The organism is Variovorax paradoxus (assembly GCF_009498455.1).
GTDB lineage: Bacteria > Pseudomonadota > Gammaproteobacteria > Burkholderiales > Burkholderiaceae_C > Variovorax > Variovorax paradoxus_H.
The window spans coordinates 609,698-635,232 of the sequence record NZ_CP045644.1; the positions used below are offsets into that span (position 1 = coordinate 609,698).

Genomic DNA, 25,535 nt, shown 5'->3' on the forward strand with positions numbered 1-25,535 from the left:
GTTGGCGTGCTGCACTGCGGCACGCACCGGGGGCCATGCACCGCCCGCACGGAACTGCTGCTGCGTGCCGTGCATGGCCGTGATTCCCCTGCCGATCAGACCCGCTCGAAGATGCCGGCGGCGCCTTGGCCCATGCCCACGCACATCGTGACCATGCCGTACTTCAGCTTCTCGCGGCGCAGCGCATGCACCACGGTCGCCGCGCGGATCGCGCCGGTCGCGCCGAGCGGGTGGCCCAGCGCAATCGCGCCGCCCATCGGGTTGACCTTCGACGGATCGAGCCCCAGCGTGTTCATCACCGCGAGCGATTGCGCGGCGAAGGCTTCGTTGAGTTCGAACCAGTCGATGTCTTCGTGCTTCAGACCGGCGTAGCGCAATGCAGCGGGAATCGCCTCGATCGGGCCGATGCCCATGATGTGCGGCGGCACGCCCTTGCTGGCGAAGCTCACGAAGCGTGCGAGCGGCGTGAGGCCGTACTGCTTGATGGCCTTCTCGCTCGCCAGGATCAGCGCGCCCGCGCCGTCGGAGGTCTGCGAGCTGTTGCCGGCGGTCACGGTGCCGCGTGCGGCGAACACGGTGCGCAGCTTGGCCAGGCCCTCGAGGCTGGTGTCGGGGCGTGCGCCTTCATCGAGGCTCACGGTGCGGGTTTTGGCGATGGCCTCGCCGGTGGCCAGGTCCGGCGTGCGGTCGGTCACTTCGATCGGCGTGATCTCGTCGGCGAACTTGCCGGCGGCCTGTGCGGCCAATGCCTTCTGGTGCGAGGCGAGCGCGAACGCGTCCTGCGCCTCGCGGCTCACCTTCCACTGCTGCGCGACCTTCTCGGCCGTGAGGCCCATGCCGTAGGCGATGCCCACGTCACCTTCGCGCTCGAAGATCGAGGGCGACAGCGAGGGCGAATTGCCCATCATCGGCACCATGCTCATGCTCTCGACGCCGGCCGCGATCATCACGTCGGCCTCGCCGACGCGGATGCGGTCCGCCGCCATCTGCACCGCGGAGAGACCCGAGGCGCAGAAGCGGTTGACGGTGATGCCACCGATGCTGGTCGGCAAGCCGGCGAGCACCGCGCCGATGCGCGCGACGTTCAGGCCCTGCTGCGATTCGGGAATCGCGCAGCCGCAGATGATGTCTTCGATGGCCTTCGGGTCGAGGCCCGGCACGGCGGCCAGCGCTGCCTTCAGCGTGGTCGCGAGCAGGTCGTCGGGGCGGTAGTTGCGGAAGTAGCCGCGGTGGGATTTGCCGATGGGGGTGCGGGTGGCGGAGACGATGTAGGCGTCTTGAATCTGTTTCATGGATGGCTCCTGGATTGGGCTCCTTCCCCCTCTGGGGGAAGGTTGGGATGGGGGCAAGCGGCCTTCAACTCGTTCAGGCGGTTGAGAACGGCTTGCAGCATCCCCTCGAAATTGACAAACGGATCATTCGATCCAAAGCGCAGCACCTCGAATCCTTGCGTCCGCAGGAAGGTGTCACGTTGCGCGTCGTAGCCTTTTTGGGTCTGATGCTGCGACCCGTCGAGTTCGACGATCAGCCTTGGATCGAGGCACGCAAAGTCGGCGATGTAGTTGCCAAGCGGATGCTGCCGACGGAACTTCACTCCCAGCTGCTCGCTGCGCAGCCCGCTCCAAAGCTTGCGCTCGGCGTCGGTCATCTCGCGCCGCAGGGTGCGAGCGTTCTGTTGCGCGTTGGAAGTGGATTGGTTCTGCATAGGCTGCTTGCCCCCATCCCGGCCTTCCCCCAGAGGGGGAAGGAGGAAGAGGGGTACCTGCTTCAGTTACGCACCGGCTTCCCCGTGCTCAACATCCCCATGATCCGCTCCTGCGTCTTCGGATGCACGATGAGCGAGCAGAACGCCTTGCGCTCCAGCGTCATCAGGTATTCCTCGGTCACGAGCGAGCCCGCGTCCACGTCGCCGCCGGTGACCACGTTGGCGATCAGGCTGGCGATGTGGAAATCGTGCGCGCTGATGAAGCCGCCGTCGCGCATGTTCACGAGCTGGCCCTTGATCGTGGCGGCGCCGCTGCGGCCGGCCACGCGGAAGGTGCGGCGCAGCGGCGGGCGGTAGCCGGCGTCGGCCATGGCCTTCGCTTGCTGCAGCGCCACGTACAGCAGCTCGTCCTTGTTCGGCACGATCACGTCGCTGTCCAGCAGGTAGCCCAGCTTCTTCGAATCGAGCGCGCCGGTGCCCACCTTCGCCATCGCCGCGGCGGTGAAGCCTTCGGTGAGGAACGGCAGCAGGTCGGTGCCCGTGGAGGCCGAGGCGTTCTCTGCCGCGCGGCGTGCGATATACGTCAGGCCGCCCGCGCCGGGGATCAGGCCCACGCCGACTTCGACCAGGCCGATGTAGCTTTCCATCGCGACGACGCGCTTGGCCGAGTGGATGGCCAGCTCGCAGCCGCCGCCCAGTGCCATGCCGCGCACGGCCGAGATCACCGGCACGTTGGCATAACGGATCTTGAGCATGACGTTCTGCAGCTCTTCTTCCGCGCCTTCGACCGCGCCGATGCCCGCGACCACGAAGGCCGGCAGCATCGCCTGCAGGTCGGCGCCGACCGAGAAGACTTCGTCGGGCGACCAGATCACCAGGCCCTTGTACTCAGCCTCGGCCAGGTCGACCGCAGCACCGAGTGCTTCGGCCACGTCGGGGCTGATGGCATGCATCTTCGACTGGATGCTCGCAATGAGCACTTCACCGTCGAGCGTCCACACGCGCACATCGCCTTCGTCGCTGATCGTCGTGCCGGCCGTGTGGGCATCGGCCGCGTTGGCGCCCAGCACGCTTTCGGGGAACAGCTGGCGGTCGTGCACGGGCAGCTTGCGCTGCGGCACGAACTTGTTCTGCGAGGCGCTCCACGAGCCTTCAGGCGTGTGCACGCCACCGGCTTCGGCCACCGGGCCTTCGAACACCCACTTCGGCAGCGGTGCGCTGCTCAGCGCCTTGCCGGCGTCGATGTCTTCCTGCACCCACTTGGCGACCTGCGCCCAGCCGGCTTCCTGCCAGAGTTCGAACGGGCCCTGCTTCATGCCGAAGCCCCAGCGCATTGCATAGTCGATGTCGCGCGCGCTCTCGGCGATGTCGGCCAGGTGCACGGCGGCGTAGTGGAAGCCGTCGCGCAGGATGGCCCAGAGGAACTGGCCCTGCGGTCCTTCGCTCTCGCGCAGCAGCTTCAGGCGCTCGCCCGCGGGCTTCTTCAGCATGCGGCCATACACCTCGTCGGCCTTGGCGCCGGCGGGCACGTACTCGCCGCTCTTCAGGTCGAAGCGCAGGATGTCGCGGCCGACCTTCTTGAAGAAACCGGCCTTGGCCTTCTGGCCCAGGTTGCCCAGCTCGAGCAGCTTGGCGAGCACCGGCGGCGTCGCGAAGTTGGCATAGAACGGATCGGTCTGCGCGTTCAGGTTGTCCTGCAGCGTCTTCACGACGTGGGCCATGGTGTCCAGGCCCACCACGTCGGCGGTGCGGAAGGTGCCCGAGCTCGCACGGCCCAGCTTCTTGCCGGTGAGGTCGTCGACCACGTCGGGCGTCAAACCGAACTTCTCGACTTCCTTCAGCGTGGCCAGCATCCCGGCGATGCCGACGCGGTTGGCGATGAAGTTGGGCGTGTCGTGCGCGCGCACCACGCCCTTGCCGAGCGTGCTGGTGACGAAGGCTTCGAGGTCGTCGAGCACCTGCGGCTGCGTGGTGGGCGTGTTGATCAGCTCCACCAGGAACATGTAGCGCGGCGGGTTGAAGAAGTGAATGCCGCAGAAGCGCGGCTTCAGGGCTTCAGGCAGTGCTTCGCTGAGCTTGGTGATCGACAGGCCCGAGGTGTTCGAGGCCAGGATCGAATGCTTGGCGACGTGCGGCGCGATCTTCTTGTACAGATCGAGCTTCCAGTCCATGCGCTCGGCAATGGCTTCGATGATGAGGTCGCACTCGCCGAGCTTGGCCAGATCATCGTCGTAGTTGGCCTGCTCGATCAGGCCCGCATCGGCCACGTCGCCGAGCGGCGCGGGCTTGAGCTTCTTGAGGTTGTCGATGGCGCGCGTGACGATGCCGTTCTTCGGGCCTTCTTTTGCGGCCAGGTCGAACAGCACGACAGGCACGCGCACGTTGACGAGGTGGGCGGCAATCTGCGCGCCCATCACGCCGGCGCCGAGCACGGCGACCTTCTTCACTTGAAATCGGGACATGTTGCTTGGTATTTCTTGGATGGGTTGCGTGCAGGTTTACTGCACACGGTTCCAGGTTTGGGTGCGCCAGAACGGGCCGAGGTAGCCACGGACCTCGAGCTTCTTGCCGCCGTCGATGGGCGTGAAGCTCGCGCGGTATTCCTTGCCGTTCTCGGGGTCGAGGATCTTCCCGCCTTCCCAGACGTCCTTGCCCTCGGCCTTCTTGCCGCCACGGACGATCTCCAGGCCTGCGATGGGCTTGCCCTTGCGGTCGTCGGCGCATTCGTCGCAGGTGGCGTCGGGCTTGGTGTCTTTCTTCAACGACTTTTCAATACGTCCCCGGAGCGCGCCGTCGGACTCGACTATGCGGATCTCGGCCTTGGCCTCGCCGGTCTTGTCGTCGACATTGCGCCACAGGCCCACCGGCGTGCTCTGGGCCATGGCCGAGACGGCGGTGACTGTGAACAAGACGGCTGCAAGCGTTGCTTTCATGAGCGGCTCCCGGTAGGTCGATGAAGAAAGGCTGTGTGCGTCGCTTAAGCGAGTGCGGCGTCGGTGTCCATCAACACCTTGCTGCCGGCGCGCGCGGTGCGCATCAGCATCACGGTCTCGGGGAACAGCTTGGCGAAGTAGAAGCGTGCGGTCTGCAGCTTGGCGACGTAGAACGGATCGGTGTTGCCGGCGGCGATTTCGCGCAGCGCGACTTGCGCCATGCGGGCGAACAGGTAGCCGAACACGAAGTGGCCGGCCACGCGCAGGTAGTCGACAGCGGCGGCGCCCACTTCGTCGGGGTTCTGGAAGCCCTTGAAGCCGATCTCGGTCGTGAACTTGGTGAGCTGGTCGCCCAGCATCGCGATCGGGTTGATGAACTCGGCCATCTTCTCGTTCACGCCTTCTTCTTCCACCAGCTTGGCGACGAGCTTGCCGAACTTCTTCAGCGAGGCGCCGTTGTTGCCCAAAATCTTGCGGCCCAGCAGGTCCAGCGACTGGATGGTGTTGGTGCCTTCATAGATCATGTTGATGCGGTTGTCGCGCACGAACTGCTCCATGCCCCATTCCTTGATGAAGCCGTGGCCACCGAAAACCTGCATGCACGAATTGGTCGCGATGTGGCCGTTGTCGGTGATGAAGGCCTTGACGATGGGCGTCAGCAGCGCGACCAGTTCGCCGGAGTCCTTGCGCACCTTTTCGTCCGGGTGGTTGTGCTCCTTGTCGAGCAGCAGCGTGCAGAAGATCTGCAGCGCGCGGCCGCCTTCGGCATACGCCTTGGCCGTGAGCAGCATCTTGCGCACATCGGGGTGCACGATGATGGGGTCGGCTTCCTTGTCCTTGGCCTTCACGCCCGACAGCGAACGCATCTGCGTGCGGTCCTTGGCGTAGGCCAGTGCATTCTGATAAGCCACTTCGGTCAGGCCGAGCGACTGGTTGCCCACGCCCAGGCGTGCAGCATTCATCATCACGAACATCGCGGCCAGGCCCTTGTTGGGCTCACCCACCAAGGTGCCGGTGGCGCCTTCGATCACGATCTGCGCGGTGGCGTTGCCGTGGATGCCCATCTTGTGCTCCAGGCCGGCGCAGAAGATCGGGTTGCGTTCGCCGAGCGAGCCGTCGGCCTTGACATGGAACTTGGGCACCACGAACAGGCTGATGCCCTTGCTGCCCTTGGGCGCGTCCGGCAGGCGGGCCAGCACCAGGTGAATGATGTTGTCCGTCATGTCGTGCTCGCCGGCCGAGATGAAGATCTTGCTGCCGGTGATGCGGTAGGTGCCGTCGGGCTGCGGCTCGGCCTTGGTGCGCAAGAGGCCCAGGTCGGTGCCGCAATGGGGTTCGGTCAGGCACATGGTGCCGGTCCACTCGCCGCTCGTGAGTTTGGGCAGGTACGTCTTCTTCTGGTCTTCGGTGCCGTGGGCCTTGAGCGCCTCGTACGCGCCGTGCGAGAGGCCCGGGTACATGGTCCAGGCCTGGTTGGCGCTGTTGAGCATTTCGAACAGGCACTGGTTCACCACGAACGGCAGGCCCTGGCCGCCGAAGGCCGGGTCGCACGACAGCGCGGGCCAGCCGCCTTCGACGTACTTGGCGTAGGCGCCCTTGAAGCCGGTGGGCGTCTTCACTTCGTGCGTGGCCTTGTCGAGCACGCAGCCTTCTTCGTCGCCGCTGATGTTCAGCGGAAAGGTGACTTCGGCCGCGAACTTGCCGGCCTCTTCGATCACGGCGTTGATGGTGTCGGCATCGGTCTCGGCGTGGGCCGGCAGTGCCTTGAGTTCCTCGGCGACGTTGAGCACTTCGTGCAGCACGAACTGCATGTCACGCACGGGGGGGTTGTAGGTAGGCATCCGGGACTCTCCTGGTCGAAGCTAGATAGATTGGAAAAAACGAAAACGGGAAAAACGAAACGGGCGGCCGTGGCGCTCAGCGCACGGTCTTGAGCCGGCGCGTGCCGCGCGCAGCGGGCGCGGACTCGGTGGCATTGGAAGCAGGCGGCGCGTCCGGCGTGGCGGCGCGCGCAAGGATGTTGTCGAAGCCGACGTTGGCGCGGCCGATGGAGCCGGGCACCTGCAGGAAGCGGGCTTCGTAGTGCAGCGCGAGGATCAGGCCGTGGATCTCGAACCCGACCTGGCGCTCGTCGGCCTCGGCGCGCAGGTGGCCTTCGGTCTTCGACTGCACGATGGCGCGCAGCACGGCGGCCTGCCAGATGCTGACCGACTCGACCAGCGCATCGCGCACCGGGCCCGGGCGGTCGTCGAATTCGGAGGCGCCGCTGATGTAGATGCAGCCCGAGTCGATCTCGGTCGAGGTGCGCTTCATCCAGTTGGCGAACATGGCGCGCAGGCGCGGCAGGCCGCGCGGGGCTGTCAGGGCGGGGAAGAACACTTCCTGCTCGAAGCGGGCGTGGTACTCGCGCACCACGGAAATCTGCAGTTCTTCGCGCGAGCCGAAGTGGGCGAACACGCCCGACTTGCTCATCTTGGTGATTTCGGCCACGGCGCCAATCGACAGGCCCTCGAGCCCGATCTGCGCGGCCAGCGCCAGTGCGGCGTCGACGATGATGGCCTTGGTCTGCTGGCCTTTGGGGGCGGCGCGGGCCGGCTTGGCGGGAACGGCGGTGGCAGACATCGTGAAAGCTCCGAATAAAACGAACGGTCGTTCTATTTTGCAGGGGCTTTGCACTTTTGACCGCAAATGACCTTGGGCGGCACTGGGTTAATGAAGGTTAGCCAAAGCAAGGGGCGACCGCCAGAGGGTCACACCCTTGCCCGGCGGGATCAGAAGTCCTGCGACACGGGCCGCAGCACGACCTCGTTGATGTCCACGTTGGCCGGCTGCTCCACCGCGTAGACGATGGCGCGCGCCACCGAGTCGGCGGGGATCTGGTTGGCGTCGTAGAAGGCCTTCAGGCCGGCGGCGCTCTCGGCGTCGCTGCTGCCGAGCTTCAGTTCCGAGTCCACGGCGCCGGGCGACACGATGGTCACGCGCACGCCGCTGTTGCCCACCTCCACGCGCAGGCCTTCGGAGATGGCGCGCACCGCATGCTTGGTCGCGCTGTAGACGGTGCCGATGGGCGTGAACACCTTCAGCCCGGCAATCGAGGCCACGTTCACGATGTGGCCGCTGCCCTGTGCCTGCATGCGCGGCAGCACGGCGGCAATGCCGTAGAGCACGCCCTTGATATTGACGTCGATGGTGCGGTCCCACTCGTCGACCTTGAGCTTGTCGAGCGGCGACAGCGGCATCACGCCCGCGTTATTGACCAGCACGTCGATGCGGCCGAAGGCCTCGACGGTGGCGGCAGCGAGCTTTTCGAGATCGGCGCGCTTCGCCACGTCGGTGGCGACGGCGATGGCTTCGCCGCCGGCTTCGCGGATCTCGGCGACGACTTTGTCGAGCCGGTCGGTGCGGCGGGCCGCGAGCACCACCTTGGCGCCGCGCGCGGCCAGGTGGCGCGCCGTCGATTCGCCCAGACCGCTGCTCGCGCCGGTGACGATGGCGACCTTGCCTTGGATGTTGTCTTGAACGGAGGTCATGAAGATTTCCTTTGGGGTGTGTTGAAGAAGTGCATGCAGTGTGGAAAATCCACGCGTTCCAGTAAATGAAACTCTGGCGACTTCAGAATTCCCAAGCGAGGAACACCTCATGTCCAACCGCCTCGAAGCCCTGCGCGTGTTCTTCACCGCCGCAGCTGCCGCCAACTTCCGCGAGGCGGCCGTGCGCCTGTCGGTGTCGCCGCAGGTGGTGACGCGCGCGGTGCGCGAACTCGAAGAAGAACTGGGCGAGCCGCTCTTTCACCGCAGCACGCGCGGCGTGCAGCTCACCGACTTCGGGCGGCAACTCGCCGAGCGCGCCCGCATCGCGGTGGGCGGCGTCGACGAGCTCTTTCACCGCATCGACCGGCGCGCGCTGTCGCAGCACGCGGGCACGGTGCGGGTCACGGCGCCGCATGTGTACGGCCGGTTCATTCCGCAGGCGCTGGCGCCGCTGCTGGTGGCGCACCCGGGGCTGGTGCTCGACCTGCGGTTGTCGGAGCAGCATGCCGACGTGGTCGACCAGCAGATCGACATCGGCGTGCGCGTCGGGCCGATGCGCGACGCGCGCTTCGTGGCACGGAGTGTGGGAAAGATGCCGCTGCGCGTGGTGGCGTCACCGGCGCTCATCGAGCGGGCCGGTGCGCCGCGCACCGTGGACGCGCTGTCCCAGCTGCCGGTGACGGCGCTGATCGATCGCAGCTCGGGCCGGCCCTGGCCATGGGCGTTCAGCAAGAAGCGGGTGTTCACCGTGTCGTCGCCCGCGTTCGTGACGGACAACATCGACGCCGAATGCGCCGCGGTGCTCGCGGGCATCGGCTTCGGCCAGCTCATCGGCCCGCTGGCGGAGCCGTGGCTGCAGTCGGGCGCAATGGTCGAGGTGCTGGCGGCCGACGCGCCGGAGCCCTGGCCGATTCACGTCTACCGCCCGCAGCGCGCGCCGGTGCCGGCGCGCGTGCGGTTGGTGTACGACGAACTGATCCGCGTGCTCAGAGCTTGAAGGGAATCACTTCCTGGCGCTGTTCGCCCAGGCCTTCGATGCCCAGCGTCATCACGTCGCCCTTCTTCAGGAACAGTGGCGGCTTCATGCCCATGCCGACGCCGGGCGGCGTGCCGGTGGTGATCACGTCGCCGGGCATCAGCGTCATGAACTGGCTCACGTAGCTCACGATTTTTGCCACGCTGAAGATCATGGTCTTGGTGCTGCCGGTCTGCACGCGCTGGCCGTTCAGGTCGAGCCACATCGCGAGCTTCTGCGGGTTCTCGATCTCGTCGCGCGTCACGAGCCAGGGGCCGAGCGGGCCGAAGGTGTCGCAGCCCTTGCCCTTGTCCCAGGTGCCGCCGCGCTCGATCTGGTATTCGCGCTCGCTGATGTCGTTGATGGTGCAGTAGCCGGCCACGTAGTCGAGCGCGCTCTTCTGCGACACGTAGCGTGCGCGCGTGCCGATGACCACGCCCAGCTCGACTTCCCAGTCGGTCTTGACCGAGCCCTTGGGCAGCATCACGGGGTCGTTCGGGCCCTGGATGCAGCTGTTGGCCTTCATGAAGACCACGGGCTCCTTGGGCACCGGCAGGCCCGACTCGGCCGCGTGGTCGGCGTAGTTCAGGCCGATGGCGATGAACTTGCCGACGTTGGCCACGGGGCTGCCCAGGCGCGGCTTGCCGCGCACGAGCGGCAGCTTGTCGAGCTTGGTCTTGCGCAGCTTGGCAATGGCGGCATCGCCGAGTTGGTCGGGACCGATGTCCTTGACGATGGCGCTCAGGTCGCGCAGCTTGCCTTCTGCATCGATGAGGCCGGGCTTCTCCTTGCCGGGGTTGCCGTAGCGGACGAGTTTCATGCGTTCCTTTCAGTGCATTGAAATGGGGAATGGATCAATAGGTGGAGCGACCACCGGACAGGTCGAAGACCGCGCCGGTGGAGAACGAGCAATCTTCGGTGCAAAGCCAGCCGACCAGCGCGGCCACTTCTTCCACCGTGCCGAAACGGCCCATGGGGATTTTCGACAACATGAAGGCGATGTGCTCGGGCGTCATCTGATCGAAGATCGCCGTCTTCACCGCGGCGGGCGTCACGCAGTTCACGCGGATGCCGGTGTCGGCCAGTTCCTTGCCGAGCGACTTGGTGAGGCCGATGACGGCGGCCTTGCTCGCGCTGTAGGCGCTGGCGTTGGGGTTGCCTTCCTTGCCGGCGACCGAGGCGATGTTGACGATGCGACCGTGGCCCTGCTTTCGCATCTGCCCCACCACCTCGCGGCAGCACAGGAACACGCCGTTGACGTTGACCTCCATCACCTGGCGCCAGTCGTCCACCGGGTAGTCCCACAGCTTGACGTTGGGCCCGGTGATGCCCGCGCTGTTGACCAGCGCATCGATGCGCGGCGCGTGCGTGAGCGTGGCAGCCACGGCTTTCGCAACCGAGGGCTGCTGCGTCACGTCGACCTTCAGTGCGAAGGCTTTGGCACCGAGCGCTTCGGCCGCGCGCCCGGCGGCGGCCTCGTCGCGGTCCCACAAGGTGACGCTGCCGCCCGAGGCGACGAGCCGCTGCGCGATGCCGAAGCCCAGCCCGGTGGCACCGCCGGTGACCACCGCATGGCGGCCTTCGAAATCGAGCCGGTTCATATCGTGATGCCGCCGTCGACGGTGAAGTACTGGCCGGTGGCGAAGATGGATTCGTCGCTGGCCAGGAACACCACCACCGGCGCGATCTCCTCGGCCTGCGCGAGCCGGCCCATCGGCTGGCGCGCCACGAAGGCCTTGCGCGCGGCCTCGGGGTCGGCGTTGGCGTTGATGCGATCGCCCAGCGAGGGCGTGTCGACCGTGCCCGGGCACACGGCATTGCAGCGGATGCCGCGTGCCACGTAGTCGGCCGCCACGCTCTTGGTGAGGCCGAGCACGGCCGCCTTGGTGGTGCCGTAGACAAAGCGGTTGGGCAGGCCCTTCATGCTGGAGCACACGCTGGCCATGTTGATGATGCTGCCGCGCCCGGCCGCGAGCATGCCGGGCAGCACGGCCTGGATGGTCCACATCTGTGCGCGCACGTTGAGGCGGAAGGCGAAGTCGAGGTCGTCGTCGCTGGCCTGCTCGATGGTGCCGTTGTGCACCACGCCCGCGCAGTTGAACAGCACGTCGAGCGCGGGCAGCTGCGCCACGACCGCGCCGATGGCCGCCTTGTCGAGCACGTCGAGCTTCAGGGCCGTGACGTTCGCCACGCCGGCGTAGGCCGCCAGCAGCTGCTCGTTGACGTCGGTGGCCCACACGCGGGCGCCCTCGGCCGCGAGCGCCAGCACGCTCGCGCGGCCGATGCCCTGGCCTGCGGCGGTGACGAGCACGGTCTTTCCCTTCAATCTCATGGTCGGTGTCTCCTGGGGGTTCGCAAGTGCGAGGGGTGGATTCGGGTTAGGCCCGATGGGTGACATGTGTGAATCGCCGTATTCTGAATTGGCCTTACCACTTGTCCAATTCAGGACAACCCTTAAGCCGATCCACCGCCTCGCCCGCCACCCGCCCTGCTCCCGTGCCGCTCCAGACCGTCGAACCCCAACGCCTCTATCGCCAGATTGCCGACCAGCTCCGCGGGCTGATCGCCAAGGGCGAGTTCGACGTGGGCGCGCGCCTGCCCGCCGAGCGCGACCTCGCCAAGCAGCTCGGCGTGAGCCGTCCCTCGGTGCGCGAAGCGCTCATTGCGCTCGAGGTCGAGGGCTGGGTCGAGGTGCGCACCGGCTCGGGCGTGTACGTGCTCGACCGCTCGCACCGCGCCAGCGCGCCGGTGGCGCCCACCGAATGGGGGCCGCTGGAGCTGATCCGCGCGCGCCGCGTGATCGAGGGCGAGACCGCCGCCATCGCCGCCCTCTCGGGCAAGCGCAAGGACGTGGACGCGATGACGCGCGCCATCGCCACCATGCGCGAGATGGCCGACCGCAACGTCATGCCGCTGGACGGCGACCGCGCCTTTCACCTGGCCATCGTCAACGCCGGCGGCAACGTGGTGCTGGTGGAAACGGTGCAGGGCTTCTGGGATTCGCGCCGCGGGCCGATCTTCACGCGGCTGGGCGGCTACTTCGAGACCGTGACCTCGTGGCGCGCCGCCATCGCCGAGCACGAGGCGATTCGCGATGCCATTGCCGCACGCGACGCGGAGACCGCGCGCACCGCGATGCACGCGCACATGGACAACTCGCACCACCGTTTCAGCGCGAGCTGGCGCCGCGCCAAGCCCGCCTGATTTCTCGCCAGCATTCCTGCCCATTAACTACAACGGAGACAAGCCACATGATCAGCAGCAAGAACAGCAAACGCACCGCCCTCAAGGCCCTGGCCGCCTGCGCCCTCGCAGCCGGCGCGCTCGGCGTGACGGGCATCGCCAGCGCACAGACCAAGCTCAAGTGGGCCCACGTGTACGAGACCTCGGAGCCCTTCCACAAGTACTCGGTGTGGGCCGGCGACGAGATCAAGAAGCGCACCAACGGCCGCTACGAGGTGCAGGTGTTCCCGGCCTCCACGCTCGGCAAGGAAGCCGACATCAACCAGGGCCTCACGCTGGGCACGGTCGACATCATTCTGTCGGGCGCGAGCTTCGCGGGGCGCACCTACACGCCGCTGGCGATCTCGTACTTCCCGTTCATCTTCCGCGACGCCGAGCACCAGCTCAAGTACGCCAAGAGCGACGTGTTCAAGGAGCTCGCCAAGGGCTACGACGACAAGAGCGGCAACCACATCACGGCGCTGAGCTACTACGGCGCGCGCCACGTCACCTCGAGCGCCGCGCGGCCCGTGGCCAAGCCCGAGGACATGAAGGGCCTGAAGATCCGCGTGCCCGACGCACCGGCCTACCTGGCGTTCCCGAAATCGCTGGGCGCCAACCCGACGCCGATCGCCTTTGCCGAGGTGTACCTGGCGCTGCAGAACAACACGGTCGATGCGCAGGAGAACCCGCTGCCGACCATCGAGGCCAAGAAGTTCTTCGAGGTGCAGAAGAACATCTCGCTCACCGGCCACATCGTCGACTCGCTGCTCACCATCACCTCGGGCCAGCTGTGGACCAAGCTCTCGGCCGAAGACAAGAAGATCTTCACCGAGGTGATGCAGGAAGCCGCTGAGAAAACCGGCCGCGAAATCATCGCGTCGGAAGCCCGCCTGGTGGAAGAGTTCAAGAAGAAGGGCAACAACGTGATCACGGTCGACAAGAACGCGTTCCGTGAAGCGGTGCTGAAAGCCACCAAGCCGACGGATCAAGGCTACCGCCAGCAGGACTACGACCGCATCCTGGCCATCAAGTAAGCGACGCGGCCATGACCGAACAGAAGATCATCGACGACGAGGGCCACTTCCATGCGGAGGACGAAGTGGTCGACCTGTCGGACACCATCGCCGAGGGCTGGCTTTCGCTGGCCCTCTTCTGGATGCTGGGCCTGACGGTGTTCTACCAGTTCGTCACGCGCTATGTGATGAACGACTCGGCCGCCTGGACGGAAGAAGTGGCGCGCTACCTGCTCATCGGCGTGGTCTTCGTCGGCGCGGCGATCGGTGTGGCGAAGAACAACCAGATCCAGGTCGACTTCTTCTACCGTCACATGCCGCGCGCGATGGGCCGCCTGCTCTCGATGGCCGTGGACGTGCTGCGCACCGCCTTCTTCGTCGCGGCCGTCGTCATGACGGTGCAGATGATGATGAAGATCGGCAACCAGACGCGCATGACGCTCGTCGACCTGCCGATGAACGTGGTGTACGCGCTGTGCGTGTTCGGCTTCGCCGCGATGGCGTGGCGTTCGCTGCAGGTGCTGCGCATCCACTGGCAGCGCGGCTACAGCGTGCTCGAACAACCCGAATCCACTCTGCGCGACCGCTGACGCGGACCCCTCCGCCACACAGACGCAGGCGCGGTCCTGCGACACAACCCCATGCTGAAAATCATCTTCCTGTTCTTCATGGCCGGCGGCATCCCCGTGGCCGTTGCCATGGCCGGCGCCTCGCTGGTCTACATCCTCGTGAGCGACAGCACGCTGCCGCCGTTCGTGGTGATCCACCGCATGGTGAGCGGCATCGACAGCTTTCCGCTGCTGGCCGTGCCCTTCTTCATCCTGGCCGGCAACCTGATGAACAACGCCGGCATCACCACGCGCATCTACAACTTCGCGCTGGCGCTGGTGGGCTGGCTCAAGGGCGGCCTGGGCCACGTGAACGTGCTGGGCTCGGTGATCTTCGCGGGCATGAGTGGCACGGCCATTGCCGATGCGGCCGGCCTGGGCACCATCGAGATCAAGGCCATGAAGGAACACGGCTACTCCACCGAATTCGCGGTGGGCGTGACGGCCGCCTCGGCCACGCTGGGCCCGATCATTCCGCCGAGCCTGCCCTTCGTGATCTACGGAATGATGGCCAACGTGTCGGTGGGCGCGCTGTTTCTCGCGGGCCTGCTGCCGGGCGTGATGATGGCCGTGCTGATGATGCTCACGGTGGCCTATTACGCGCACAAGAACAAGTGGGGCGCCGACGTCAAGTTCTCGCGCACGCGCCTGTTCAAGGCACTGATGGAGCTGGTCGTGGTGATCGGCTGGCCGATGCTGCTGTGGCTGCTGGTGGCCAAGCTGGGCACGCCGCCGCAGCTCACGGTGTTCGCGGGGCTGGCCTCGCTCTTCGTGCTCGACAAGATCTTCAGCTTCGAGGCGCTGCTGCCCATCATGACGCCGGTGCTGCTCATCGGCGGCATGACCACGGGCCTGTTCACGCCCACCGAAGGCGCCATTGCGGCCTGCGTGTGGGCCATGATCCTGGGCTTCGCGTGGTACCGCACGCTCTCGTGGAAGATGTTCATCAAGGTCTGCCTGGACACCATCGAGACCACGAGCACGGTGCTGTTCATCGTGGCGGCGGCCTCGATCTTCGGCTGGATGCTCACGGCCACGGGCGTCACCACCGACATCGCCGCGTGGGTGCTGAGCTTCACCAAGGAGGCGTGGGTGTTCCTGCTGCTGGCCAACCTGCTGATGCTGTTCGTGGGCTGTTTCCTGGAACCGACGGCGGCCATCACCATCCTCGTGCCGATCCTGCTGCCCATTGCGACGCAGCTCGGCGTGGACCCGATTCACTTCGGCCTCGTGATGGTGCTCAACCTCATGATCGGCCTGCTGCACCCACCGATGGGCATGGTGCTGTTCGTGCTGGCGCGCGTGGCGGGCCTGAGCTTCGAGCGCACGACGATGGCCATCCTGCCCTGGCTGGTGCCGCTGCTTCTGAGCCTGGGCCTCATCACCTACATGCCCAAGCTCGTGCTGTGGCTGCCCAAGATGTTCTATTGACCATGACCCCCTACATCCGACTCCATCCCGCCGACGACGTCGTCATCGCGCGCTCGCAACTGCTCGGCGGCACGCTCGTCGAGAACGTGGCCGTGCGCGGCCTGATTCCTCCGGGACACAAGGTCGCCATGCGCGCCATTGCGCAAGGCGAACCGGTGCGCCGCTACAACCAGATCATCGGCTTCGCGAGCAAGCCCATCGCCGCCGGCGAGCACGTGCACACGCAGAACCTGGACATGGGCCCGGACAAGGGCGACTTCGAGCGCGACTACGCCTTCGGTGCCGATGTGAAGCCTGCGCCCGCCAAGCGTGAAGCGACGTTCATGGGCATCAAACGCGCCGACGGCCGCGTGGCCACGCGCAACTACATCGGCGTGCTGACCAGCGTGAACTGCTCGGCCACGGCCGCACGCGCCATTGCCGATCACTTCTCGCGCAAGACCAATCCACAGGCGCTCGCGGCGTTCCCGAACGTCGACGGCATCGTCGCGCTGACGCACGGCACGGGCTGCGGCATGGACACGCAGGGCATCGGCATGCAGATCCTGGAGCGCACGCTCACGGGCTACGCCACGCACCCGAACTTCGCGGGCGTGCTCGTGGTCGGGCTCGGCTGCGAAGCCAACCAGATCAACGCGTGGCTCGCAACGGGACACCTGGCCGAAGGCGAGAACTTTCGCACCTTCAACATCCAGGACACGGGCGGCACGCGCAAGACGGTCGAGAAAGGCGTGGCGCTCATCAACGAGATGCTGCCGCGCGCCAACGCAGTGAAGCGCGAGCCGTGCAGCGCCGCGCACATCACCATCGGGCTGCAGTGCGGCGGCTCCGACGGCTATTCGGGCATCAGCGCGAACCCGGCGCTGGGCGCCGCGGTCGACCTGCTGGTGGCCCATGGCGGCACGGCCATCCTCAGCGAGACGCCCGAGGTGTACGGCGCCGAGCACTTGCTCACGCGCCGCGCGGTGAAGCGCGAGGTCGGCCAGAAGCTCGTGGACCGCATCAAGTGGTGGGAGCACTACACCGAGATCAACGAGGGCGAGATGAACAACAACCCCTCGCCGGGCAACAAGGCGGGCGGGCTCACGACCATCCTCGAAAAATCACTGGGCGCGGTCGCCAAGGGCGGCACCAGCAACCTCGAGGCGGTGTACGAGTACGCCGAGCCCGTCACCGCGCACGGCTTCGTCTACATGGACACGCCGGGCTACGACCCGGTGAGCGCCACGGGCCAGGTGGCGGGCGGCGCGAACCTGATCTGCTTCACGACCGGACGCGGTTCGGCCTATGGTTGCGCGCCCTCGCCTTCGCTCAAGCTCGCGACCAACTCGGCGCTGTGGCAGCGGCAGGAAGAAGACATGGACATCAACTGCGGCGAGATCGTGGACGGCACGGCCTCGATTGCGGAGATGGGCCAGCGCATCTTCGAGCTGGTGCTGGCCACCGCGTCGGGCGCGCAGTCGAAGAGCGAGCAGCACGGCTACGGGCAGAACGAGTTCGTGCCGTGGCAGGTCGGCGCGGTGATGTGAGGCCCGCGCAGCCCATGCCCGCCCCGCCCCTTCGGCTACGCCATCCCATTGAACGCACGAGGAGCCTGATCCATGTCCAGAACACTGCCGGCCGACGGCCTGCAAACCAATGTCGCCCGCATCCTCGAAGCGGCGGGCAGCAGCGCCGCCGAGGCACAGCAAGTGGCCGCCAACCTCGTGCTGGCCAACCTGAGCGGCCACGACTCGCACGGCGTGGGCATGCTGCCGCGCTACATCGACGCCGTGGCCGAGGGTGGACTGAAGCCCAACGCCTCAGTGAAGGTCAACCTCAACATCGGCACGCTGATGGGCCTGGACGGCCAGCACGGCTACGGGCAGATCGTCGGCGTGCAGGCGATGGAACTCGGCATTGCGCGCGCGAAGCAGCACGGCAGCTGCATCTTCACGCTCGCGAACGCGCACCACCTGGGGCGCATCGGGCATTTCGCCGAGATGGCGACGGCGCAGGGGCTGGTGGCGATGCACTTCGTCAACGTGCTCTCGCGGCCCGTGGTGGCGCCCTGGGGCGGCGGCGACGGGCGCTTCGGCACCAACCCGTGCTGCATCGGCATTCCGCTCGCGGGCGCCGAGCCCTTCGTGCTCGACTACGCCACCAGCCGCGTGGCGCAGGGCAAGATGCGCGTGGCCCACAACAAGGGCGAGCAGGTGCCCGACGGCTACCTCATCGACAAAAACGGCGCGCCCACCAACGACCCGGGCGTGGTCGTGGTGCCGCAGGGCAACGGCCTGTTCGGCGCGCTCATGACCTTCGGCGAGCACAAGGGCTACGGCATGGCCGTCGCCTGCGAGCTGCTGGGTGGTGCGCTCACGGGCGGCGGCACCTGGCACCGGCCTGCGGACACGGCACGCACGGTGCTCAACGGCATGCTGACGGTGCTGATCGACCCCGTGAAGCTCGGCACGCAGAAGGCTTTCGATGACGAGGCGCGCGAGTTCATCGACTGGCTGCGGCAAAGCCCGCCGGGCCAGGGCTTTGAGGCCGTGCAGATCGCGGGCGAGCCCGAGCGCCAGGCGCGCGCGGCACGCCGGCGCGACGGGGTGTGGATCGATGACGCGACCTGGGGCGAGATCGTCGCCGCCGGTGCGAAGGTGGGCGTGGCCGTCGCCTAAGCTCGCCGCGCGGCGTTGCGCGACTTCTGGCTCAGCACGAGTGCGATGCCGCCGAGGATCGCCACCGATGCAAGCGCCAGCCGCGGCGTGATCGCCTCCGACAGGAACAGCACGCCGCCGAACGCCGCCAGCAGCGGCACCGACAGCTGCACCGTGGCCGCACGCAACGCCGACAGGCGGCCCAGCGCCGCGTACCAGACGACGTAGCCGAGCCCCGACGTCAGCGCGCCGGAGGCCACGGCCAGCGCGATGGCGCGCGCATCGGCATGCGCGCGCGTGGCGAACACCAGGCTCAGTGCAAACGCCATCGGCACCGCGCGCAAAAAGTTGCGCGCGGTTGCGGCCAGCGGGTCGGCCACGCCCCGGCCGCGCAGCGAATACACGCCCCACGCCACGCCCGCCACCGCCATCAGCACGGCGCCCAGCAGCGGCGGCGCGGCAACACCCGGCGACACGAGGTAGACGAGTCCGGCCGCCGCAAGGACAAAGCCGAACCAAGCCAGCACCCCGAAGCGCTCGCCGCCACCCAGGCCCGCGCCCAGCATCGTGAGCTGCACCGCGCCGAAGAGGATCAGCGCGCCCGTGCCCGCGGACAGGCTCAGGTAGGCGAAGGAGAAGAACGCGACGTACGCGAACAGCATGACGGCGGGGAGCCAGCTGGTGCGTCCTAGCGCGGACGGCTGCGCCCGGAAGCGCACGACGAGCGCCAGCGTGATCGCGCCGGACGCGAGCCGGATGCTGCCGAAGCTGGCCGGGTCGATGCCGCCGTGTTGCAGCGCGAGTCGGCACAGCAGCGAGTTGGCCGCGAACGCGACCATGGCGATCGCGGTGAGCGCGACGACGTGCAGAAGAAGGGCCGGGCGGGCAGCGGCGGCGTCAGACATGGCGCGCCCCAGGCGGTCGACGGCCGCGGCTGCGCGGGCTGCGGGAAGGACAAGCGCTCATGCGAACCTCCGATCAGAGGTCATGCGAAACGGGCTTGTCACCGCGGCACCGCGTGGCGGCAAGGCAAGAATTCATCGTACGCGCCGCAAGAGGCTGCGTCGAGTTCGGCATGCGGTGGCGGACCGGCGGGGAGCCGGCCGATCCATCAAACGATCAGGGCGATCGTGGCGTCCAGGTGTTCGGAAGGCGCGCGGCGGAAACCCGAGCGCGCAAAGCGCTGCAGCTGCCCGACCACGAAGGCCGTGAGCGCCGCGGCGCGCACCTGGGCATCGACGCTGGGCGTGGCCGAGCCGTCGGCGGCGGCCGCGCCGCGCAGCACCTGGCGCAGCGTGGCTTCGATCTTGTCGAAGAACTGGTTCATGCGCTGCTGCAGGCGCTCGTTCTCGTAGACCAGCGCGTCGCCGACCATGACGCGCGTCATGCCGGGATTGCGCTCGGCGAACTGCACGAGCAGCGTGAGGATGCGGGCGGCCTGCTGGCCGCCGGTGGCGCCTTCGCGCTCGAGGATCTGGTTAACCAGCGTGAAGACGCTCTGCTCGATGAAATCGATGAGGCCCTCGAACATCTGGGCCTTGCTCGCGAAGTGGCGGTACAGGGCCGCCTCGCTCACCTCGAGCCGCGCGGCGAGCGCGGCGGTGGTGACCCGCTCGGCACCGGGCTGCTCCAGCATGGCGGCCAGCGCCTGCAGGATCTGCACGCGCCGCTCGCCCGGCTTGGGGCGCTTGCGCGTCGGTACGGCGGCGGGCGTTTCGGCCGGGGTCTCTACGCCGGGGGCAGCTGTCTCTTCGTTCTGCATGGGAGCGCGTGCAAAGATGTAATCAATTGATTCTCGCACAGCGCAGTGAGCGCGCGCCTTCGGGTCGCCGAAGGCGCGCGAGGGCGCGTCACGGCGCTCAACGCGCCCGGATCATCGTGCCGTAGGCCTGGTCGGTCAGGATCTCGAGCAGCATCGCGTGGGGCACGCGGCCGTCGATGATGTGCACCGCATTCACACCGCTCTTGGCCGCGTCGAGCGCGCCTTCGATCTTGGGCAGCATGCCGCCCGAGATGGTGCCGTCGGCGAAGAGGTCGTCGATTTCGCGCGCGCTCAGGTTGGTGAGCAGGTTGCCGTTCTTGTCGAGCACGCCGGGCGTGTTGGTGAGCAGCATGAGCTTCTCGGCCTTGAGCACCGTGGCGAGCTTGCCGGCGACGACGTCGGCGTTGATGTTGTAGCTCTCGTTCTCTTCGCCGAAGCCGATCGGGCTGACGACGGGAATGAAGGCGTCGTCCTGCAGCGCCTTGACCACGCTGGGGTCGATGGAAACGATGTCGCCGACCTGGCCCACGTCGTGGTGCACGTTGGGGTCGGTGCGGTCGGCCAGCTTGAGCTTCTGCGCCCGAATGAGGCCGCCGTCGCGCCCCGTGAGGCCCACGGCCTTGCCGCCGGCCTGGTTGATCAGGCCCACGATGTCCTGCTGCACCTCGCCGGCCAGCACCCATTCGACGACTTCCATGGTCTCGGCGTCGGTCACGCGCATGCCCTGCACGAAGCTGCCCTTCTTGCCGAGCTTGTTCAGCGCAGCCTCGATCTGCGGGCCGCCGCCGTGCACCACCACCGGGTTCATGCCGACCAGCTTGAGCAACACGACGTCTTCCGCGAAGTCGGCCTGCAGCGCCGGGTCGGTCATGGCGTTGCCGCCGTACTTGATGACGATGGTCTTGCCGTGGAACTTGCGGATGTACGGCAGCGCCTGGGCCAGGATCTCGGCCTTGTCGCGCGGAGGGATGTTGAGGACGGGATCGGTCATGGACAGTCAGGCTCCGAAGCGGTGGACGAAAGAAAGGATTCTCGCAACAACAAGGGGGCGCCGGCGGTCAGGGCCGCAGCCAGCGCGGGACCTTGAAGCGCACGATCATCAGGTACGCCCCGACATAGGTCGTGACGAACAGAAGGCAGAACAGCATCAGCACGAAGGTGTTGTTCCAGAACAGCACCGCGGGCACCACCGACAGCGCGGCAAACATCCACAGGTAGGGCGAGGTGCGGTTGTTGCGCGCCAGCAGCTGGCGCGCCTCGTCGTCCGCGAAGGCCACGCGCACGATGCGCCGGAAGATCAGCTGGTGAAAGTGCAGCGCGTCGGCCGTGCCCGGCGACTGGCCGCGCGCCAGCTTGCGGTAGATGGAGAACAGCGTCTCCCACACCGGGTAGATCAGGAGCAGCATCGGGAACCACGGCGACACCACGCGGTGGCGCTGCACCAGCGTCACGCAGGCCACGGCGATCACCATGCCCCAGACGTAGGCGCCGCCGTCGCCGGCGAAGATCTTGCCGCGCGGGTAGTTCCAGACCAGGAAACCGAAGGTGGCGCCGACCAGGCAGATCACCATCGCGGCCAGTTGCCGGTCGCCCAGCTGCAGCGCGACGTGCGAGATGGCCAGGCACACGAGCACGGCCACGGTGCCGGCCAGCCCGTTGTAGCCGTCGATGATGTTGAAGGCATGCGGCAGGCCGCCGATGGCCAGGGCCGCGAAGACCAACGAGGCATAGGGCAGCATCGCGAGCCAGCCGTCGAGCGTCTCGAAGCCCGTGCGCGCCACGCCCAGGCCCTGCACCCAGCACACCAGCAACGCCGAGCCGATGGTCAGGCCCAGCCGGTAGCGCACCTTGACCTGCTGGGTCACGTCTTCGACGATGCCGCCGAGCACGGCGGGCAGGATGCACACCAGCGTGAGGACCGAGGACTTGAGCGGCCAGGCAATGTTCAGCGGCTCGATGAGCCCTGCGCCCAGCCAGGCCGCGCTCATGCCGAGCATGATGCCGGCCCCGCCCAGACGCGGCACGTGGCCCTTGTGGAAACGCTGGGGCATGTCAGCGCCGTAGCGGCGCGCGTGTCTGCGCGCGCGGCGCATGAACAGCTGCACCGCGATGGCGGAGACGAAGAAACTGAGAATGATCAGGGCAATCATGAGTGGGGTTGGGGGAACCCTAGAATTCCCGAGCGAAATTAGACCATGCCCACGCCCCCTTCTTCACCCCAAGCCCCGGTCACCCTGTCGATCGTGAGTCACGGCCAGCTCGCGCTGGTGCTGCCGCTGCTCGAGCAGCTCGACCGCCACAGCCGAGGCTCGATTGCCAAGGTCGTGCTCACGCTGAACATTCCCGAGGCCGACCTGAGTGCAGGACGACACTGGGGCTTCGCCATCGAACGGATCGAGAACCCCACGCCCCTGGGCTTCGGCGCCAACCACAACCAGGCCTTCGCGCGCTGCGACACGCCCTGGTTCCTGGTGCTCAACCCCGACATCCGCTTCGACGCCGACGTGCTGGCCCCGATGCTCGCCCAGGCCGCGCCCGACGCCGGCCTCATGACGCCGCGCATCCTGGAGTCGGGCCGGCCCGTGCCCGAGCCGCACCGCGCCCTGCTGACCCCCTTCGAGATCCTGGGCCGCAAGAAGCCCGGCTACCAGCCGCCGGCCGTGCCGGCCTGGATTCCCGGCCTGTTCATGCTGTTCCGCAGCGAGGCCTACCACCAGATCGGCGGCTTCGACGAGCGCTTCTTCATGTACGGGGAAGACTTCGACATCTGCGCGCGCACCCGGCTGGCCGGCTGGAAGCTCCAGGTGACCGAAGACCTGCACGCGCGCCACGACGCCCAGCGCGCCAGCCACCGCAGCAAGAAGTACCTGTACTGGCACGTGACCAGCCTGCTCAAAGTGTGGCTGTCGGGGGCCTTTTGGCGCTACCGGCGGCTGCAGGACTAACCGCGCTCGAAAAGATCCTGCGCGACGGCGTGGCCGCCCCGCCCAAAACGCGCGTAGCGCCCTCGGGCGGCCTCGATGAGGATCGGCACCAGCCGCAGGAACCGCGCCGCCGGCAGCTGCGCCCTGAAGCGCTGGTGCGCCACCTTGGCGCGCTGCGATGCCACGTACCTCGCAGGCACCCGGTCACCGAGCTGCTGCAGTCGCTGCAGCAGCGCCTCTGCCCGGCGCAGGCGCCCCACGTGCTTGTCGCCGCGCTCGGCAAAGGCCTTGGCCATCTTGTCGGACAGCGTGAGACGCCGCGCACCGATCTGGTTGCTGGCGTGCTGCCGGTAGTCGATGGTGGGCTCCGGCAGGGCGTCCACGCGCCCGACGGCGGCGGCAACGGCCCCCAGCCACTCGTCGTGCACCCATTCCGGCGCGAATGGCAGGGCCGCGTCGAGCAGGGTCCTGCGGAACATGGTGGTCGCACCGGTCACCAGGTTGCGCCGCAAGAACACGTCGAAGGCCTCGCCCTGCGCAATGGCCGCCAACTCTCCGGGCTGCACCTCCAGGGCATGAAAGAGGGTCGAACCCAGCGAGGCCAACTGGTCGTCGACCAGGCGGGCGTCGGTGTGCAACAGCAGCAGGTCGGGGCGCGCTTCGAACTGCGCCACCATGCGCGCGAGCCGGCCGGGATGCCAGACATCGTCCTGGTCGCACAGCACGATGAGGTCATGCTGGCAGGCGCCCACGGCCTGTTCGAAATTGCGCGTGACGCCCAGAGCCGGCTTGTTGCTGAACACCCGCAGCGCCACGCGGTCCGCCACCCCGCATGCGGCGAGGGTGTCGCGCACGACCGCCAGCGTGTCGTCGCTGGAGTTGTCGTCGGACAGCACGATCTCCAGCGGCAACGGCACCTGCGTGCAGATGCTGCGGACCTGGTCGGGAAGATAGCGGGCGCCGTTGTAGGTACACAGCGCGACGGAAACACCGGGCGCCATCGCGTCAGGCCGGTGCCACGCGCGGCGGCCAGGCGTAGCTGAAATCTTCGCGTTCCAGCATGAGGTTGGGGCTGTAGGCGGGGTCGTTCTGCAGCCATGCGCCCCATCGGCGCTTCATGTAGGTCACATCGTCCTGGAACGGCCCGCTTGCCGGCTCGGTGCTCTTTCTGGCGCGCGCCGCAGGCTGGTGGTCGAGCAGCTCCGCGTAGGGGGTCCAGAGCGTGCGCAATCCGGCTTCGCCCAGTCTCAGGCAGAGGTCCACATCCGCAAACACCTCCTTCAGATGGGTCCCGTCGAGGCCCCCGACCTGAAGATAGCGGTCTTTGCGGATCACAAGACAGGCCGATGTCACGGCCGACAGCGATTGGATCAGCGCGGCACGGCCGCCATAGCCTTCGCGCCCTGCGGGCATGCCGCGGTGCGAGCAGCCGGCCACGCCATCGGGTCCGAGGCCCAGGATGATGCCGGCGTGCGTCAGGATCCGGCGCCGGTCCATCAGCCTTGCGCCCACCGCGCCGACACCGGGTTGCAGCGCCAGGCTCACCATTTCAGACAGCCATTCTGGCGTGAGGACCTCGAGGCTGTCGTCGAGCAATGCGATCACGTCGCCCGTCGCAGCCTCGACCGCCGCGTTGCGCAGCGCGGCGGCGCCCTGCTTCTGCGGATGACGCAGCACGCGCACGTTCGGGCGCCCGGCCACAGATTCCAGGCAGGCCAGCGCCGCGGCATCGTCCGAGGCGTTGTCGGCCACGATGATTTCGTAGTGCGGGTAGACGGTCTTTGCGACGATCGCGTCCACGCACCGGCGCAGCGACACCGCGGCATTGCGCGTCGAAATGACCAGCGACACCAACGGCGGCGTGTCGGGCAACGCGTAGTGCACCCGGTAGCCGAACCCGATGTGTTCTGCGGTCGCGCGCGTCTGCGTCCGTTCGAAATGCTCGTTGAGCGCGCGCTCGCCGGCCACCACGGCATAGGGCTTGGCGTCCATCGACTTCGCGGTGCTTTCGGCATGCACGCGCCAGTGGTAGAGCACCCGCGGGATGTGGCGCACCTGCCTTGGCTCGACACGCTCCATGCAGCGAAGCACGAGGTCCCAGTCCTGCGAACCTTCCAGGCCCAACCGGAAGCCGCCAACGGCACGCACCAGGTCGGCCGACAGCACGCCGAGGTGGCTGAACATGTTCTGCGAGCGGAAGAGATCGGCATTCCAGTCGCACTTGAAATACGGGCCGGAACGACTCAGGGCTTCGTCGACCTTGTCCTCGTCGGAATAGATCAACCGGACATCGGGATGGCTGGCAATGCAGTCGGCCACCCAGAACAGCGCATCCGCCGGCAGCAGGTCGTCATGGTCCATGAGCGCGATCCATGCGCCGGCGACCAGCTCGAGCGCACTGTTCGATGCGGCGGAGATGTGGCCGTTCTTCGGCCGGAGCACCACCTTGATGCGAGGGTCGCTGTCGGCATAGGACTGCAGGATCGACCGGACCTCCGCCGATGGCGACGCGTCGTCCGCGATGCACAGCTCCCAGTTCGGATAGATCTGTCCGCGCACCGACTCGATGGCCTCGCGCAGCCAGACCGGATTGGGGTTGTACGAGGGCATGAGCACCGAAATCAACGGCCGATCGGCCATGGCGGCCACGCGCTGCGCCAACCTGTCCGTGGCGGCGGGCGTGAGGGTGTCGTGGTCGCGGACCCAGCGCGCATAGTCGTTGAACCCCGTGACACGCCTCCCGAGTTCCC

24 protein-coding genes are annotated in these 25,535 nt (G+C 67.3%); 8 read left to right on the top strand and 16 right to left on the bottom strand.

From position 1 onward, the window contains the following. Positions 1 to 95: 95 nt before the first annotated feature. From GFK26_RS02740 to GFK26_RS02770, 7 genes are all read right to left on the bottom strand, one after another. On the bottom strand, positions 96 to 1,292 hold the full coding sequence (locus tag GFK26_RS02740; protein ID WP_153280734.1) for an acetyl-CoA C-acyltransferase: 1,197 nt from the start codon (positions 1,290 to 1,292) through the stop codon (positions 96 to 98). Then, positions 1,289 to 1,705: an endonuclease domain-containing protein gene (locus tag GFK26_RS02745; RefSeq protein WP_153280735.1), complete on the bottom strand. Its 417-nt coding sequence runs from the start codon at positions 1,703 to 1,705 to the stop codon at positions 1,289 to 1,291. The genes GFK26_RS02740 and GFK26_RS02745 overlap by 4 nt, the downstream gene beginning before the upstream one ends. Positions 1,706 to 1,767: 62 nt before the next feature. Continuing rightward, complete coding sequence (locus tag GFK26_RS02750) at positions 1,768 to 4,167, bottom strand: 3-hydroxyacyl-CoA dehydrogenase/enoyl-CoA hydratase family protein (protein ID WP_153280736.1); 2,400 nt, start codon at positions 4,165 to 4,167, stop codon at positions 1,768 to 1,770. A 36-nt stretch (positions 4,168 to 4,203) separates the two neighbouring features. Continuing rightward, positions 4,204 to 4,638, bottom strand: coding sequence for a DUF2147 domain-containing protein (locus GFK26_RS02755; RefSeq protein WP_153280737.1), 435 nt, complete (start codon positions 4,636 to 4,638; stop codon positions 4,204 to 4,206). Between the two features lie 44 nt (positions 4,639 to 4,682). Continuing rightward, positions 4,683 to 6,479 (bottom strand): acyl-CoA dehydrogenase C-terminal domain-containing protein, encoded by a 1,797-nt coding sequence (locus GFK26_RS02760; RefSeq protein WP_153280738.1) that lies wholly within the window; start codon positions 6,477 to 6,479, stop codon positions 4,683 to 4,685. A gap of 76 nt (positions 6,480 to 6,555) precedes the next feature. Beyond that, entirely contained in the window at positions 6,556 to 7,260 is a 705-nt protein-coding gene (locus GFK26_RS02765) for a TetR/AcrR family transcriptional regulator (protein WP_153280739.1), read from the bottom strand. Between the two features lie 149 nt (positions 7,261 to 7,409). After that, a complete protein-coding gene (locus GFK26_RS02770) occupies positions 7,410 to 8,168 on the bottom strand; it encodes an SDR family oxidoreductase (protein ID WP_153280740.1) in 759 nt (252 codons plus the stop codon). Between the two features lie 109 nt (positions 8,169 to 8,277). Here GFK26_RS02770 and GFK26_RS02775 point away from each other — a divergent pair, with 109 nt between their 5' ends. Continuing rightward, positions 8,278 to 9,165 carry a substrate binding domain-containing protein gene (locus tag GFK26_RS02775; RefSeq protein ID WP_153280741.1) on the top strand — a complete coding sequence of 296 codons (888 nt, stop codon included), beginning with the start codon at positions 8,278 to 8,280 and terminating at the stop codon, positions 9,163 to 9,165. On the opposite strand, the gene GFK26_RS02780 is transcribed toward GFK26_RS02775, so the two are convergent. From GFK26_RS02780 to GFK26_RS02790, 3 genes are read right to left on the bottom strand one after another with little or no spacing between them, the layout of a single operon-like run. After that, on the bottom strand, positions 9,155 to 10,003 hold the full coding sequence (locus GFK26_RS02780; protein ID WP_153280742.1) for a fumarylacetoacetate hydrolase family protein: 849 nt from the start codon (positions 10,001 to 10,003) through the stop codon (positions 9,155 to 9,157). The two genes, GFK26_RS02775 and GFK26_RS02780, sit on opposite strands and share 11 nt — an antisense overlap. A gap of 34 nt (positions 10,004 to 10,037) precedes the next feature. Then, entirely contained in the window at positions 10,038 to 10,784 is a 747-nt protein-coding gene (locus tag GFK26_RS02785; RefSeq protein ID WP_153280743.1) for an SDR family NAD(P)-dependent oxidoreductase, read from the bottom strand. Then, positions 10,781 to 11,515, bottom strand: coding sequence for an SDR family oxidoreductase (locus GFK26_RS02790; RefSeq protein WP_153280744.1), 735 nt, complete (start codon positions 11,513 to 11,515; stop codon positions 10,781 to 10,783). Before GFK26_RS02790 ends, GFK26_RS02785 begins: the two co-directional genes overlap by 4 nt. Before the next feature lie 164 nt (positions 11,516 to 11,679). Here GFK26_RS02790 and GFK26_RS02795 point away from each other — a divergent pair, with 164 nt between their 5' ends. From GFK26_RS02795 to GFK26_RS02820, 6 genes are all read left to right on the top strand, one after another. Next, on the top strand, positions 11,680 to 12,387 hold the full coding sequence (locus GFK26_RS02795; protein WP_153280745.1) for a FadR/GntR family transcriptional regulator: 708 nt from the start codon (positions 11,680 to 11,682) through the stop codon (positions 12,385 to 12,387). 47 nt (positions 12,388 to 12,434) lie between these two features. Next, entirely contained in the window at positions 12,435 to 13,442 is a 1,008-nt protein-coding gene (locus tag GFK26_RS02800; protein ID WP_101488583.1) for a sialic acid TRAP transporter substrate-binding protein SiaP, read from the top strand. Positions 13,443 to 13,453: 11 nt separating this feature from the next. After that, a complete protein-coding gene (locus GFK26_RS02805; RefSeq protein WP_153280746.1) occupies positions 13,454 to 14,011 on the top strand; it encodes a TRAP transporter small permease in 558 nt (185 codons plus the stop codon). 51 nt (positions 14,012 to 14,062) lie between these two features. After that, positions 14,063 to 15,460 carry a TRAP transporter large permease gene (locus tag GFK26_RS02810; protein WP_153280747.1) on the top strand — a complete coding sequence of 466 codons (1,398 nt, stop codon included), beginning with the start codon at positions 14,063 to 14,065 and terminating at the stop codon, positions 15,458 to 15,460. 2 nt (positions 15,461 to 15,462) lie between these two features. Further along, complete coding sequence (locus GFK26_RS02815) at positions 15,463 to 16,989, top strand: UxaA family hydrolase (RefSeq protein ID WP_153280748.1); 1,527 nt, start codon at positions 15,463 to 15,465, stop codon at positions 16,987 to 16,989. A gap of 72 nt (positions 16,990 to 17,061) precedes the next feature. Further along, positions 17,062 to 18,120: a malate/lactate/ureidoglycolate dehydrogenase gene (locus tag GFK26_RS02820; RefSeq protein WP_153280749.1), complete on the top strand. Its 1,059-nt coding sequence runs from the start codon at positions 17,062 to 17,064 to the stop codon at positions 18,118 to 18,120. Here GFK26_RS02820 and GFK26_RS02825 read toward each other — a convergent pair. From GFK26_RS02825 to GFK26_RS02840, 4 genes are all read right to left on the bottom strand, one after another. Beyond that, positions 18,117 to 19,004: a DMT family transporter gene (locus GFK26_RS02825; RefSeq protein WP_153280750.1), complete on the bottom strand. Its 888-nt coding sequence runs from the start codon at positions 19,002 to 19,004 to the stop codon at positions 18,117 to 18,119. The two genes, GFK26_RS02820 and GFK26_RS02825, sit on opposite strands and share 4 nt — an antisense overlap. Positions 19,005 to 19,210: 206 nt before the next feature. Beyond that, positions 19,211 to 19,861 (bottom strand): nucleoid occlusion factor SlmA, encoded by a 651-nt coding sequence (slmA, locus tag GFK26_RS02830; protein ID WP_153280751.1) that lies wholly within the window; start codon positions 19,859 to 19,861, stop codon positions 19,211 to 19,213. A 97-nt stretch (positions 19,862 to 19,958) separates the two neighbouring features. After that, positions 19,959 to 20,852, bottom strand: a complete 894-nt coding sequence (gene argB / locus GFK26_RS02835) for an acetylglutamate kinase (RefSeq protein ID WP_062471140.1) — start codon at positions 20,850 to 20,852, stop codon at positions 19,959 to 19,961. Positions 20,853 to 20,919: 67 nt separating this feature from the next. After that, positions 20,920 to 22,011 carry a glycosyltransferase family 4 protein gene (locus tag GFK26_RS02840; RefSeq protein ID WP_153280752.1) on the bottom strand — a complete coding sequence of 364 codons (1,092 nt, stop codon included), beginning with the start codon at positions 22,009 to 22,011 and terminating at the stop codon, positions 20,920 to 20,922. 45 nt (positions 22,012 to 22,056) lie between these two features. Between GFK26_RS02840 and GFK26_RS02845 the strand changes: the two genes are divergently transcribed. Next, entirely contained in the window at positions 22,057 to 22,806 is a 750-nt protein-coding gene (locus tag GFK26_RS02845; RefSeq protein WP_153280753.1) for a glycosyltransferase family 2 protein, read from the top strand. On the opposite strand, the gene GFK26_RS02850 is transcribed toward GFK26_RS02845, so the two are convergent. After that, positions 22,803 to 23,786, bottom strand: coding sequence for a glycosyltransferase family 2 protein (locus GFK26_RS02850; RefSeq protein ID WP_153280754.1), 984 nt, complete (start codon positions 23,784 to 23,786; stop codon positions 22,803 to 22,805). The genes GFK26_RS02845 and GFK26_RS02850 overlap by 4 nt on opposite strands. A gap of 4 nt (positions 23,787 to 23,790) precedes the next feature. After that, positions 23,791 to 25,425, bottom strand: a complete 1,635-nt coding sequence (locus GFK26_RS02855) for a glycosyltransferase (RefSeq protein WP_228122044.1) — start codon at positions 25,423 to 25,425, stop codon at positions 23,791 to 23,793. Positions 25,426 to 25,535: the final 110 nt, after the last annotated feature.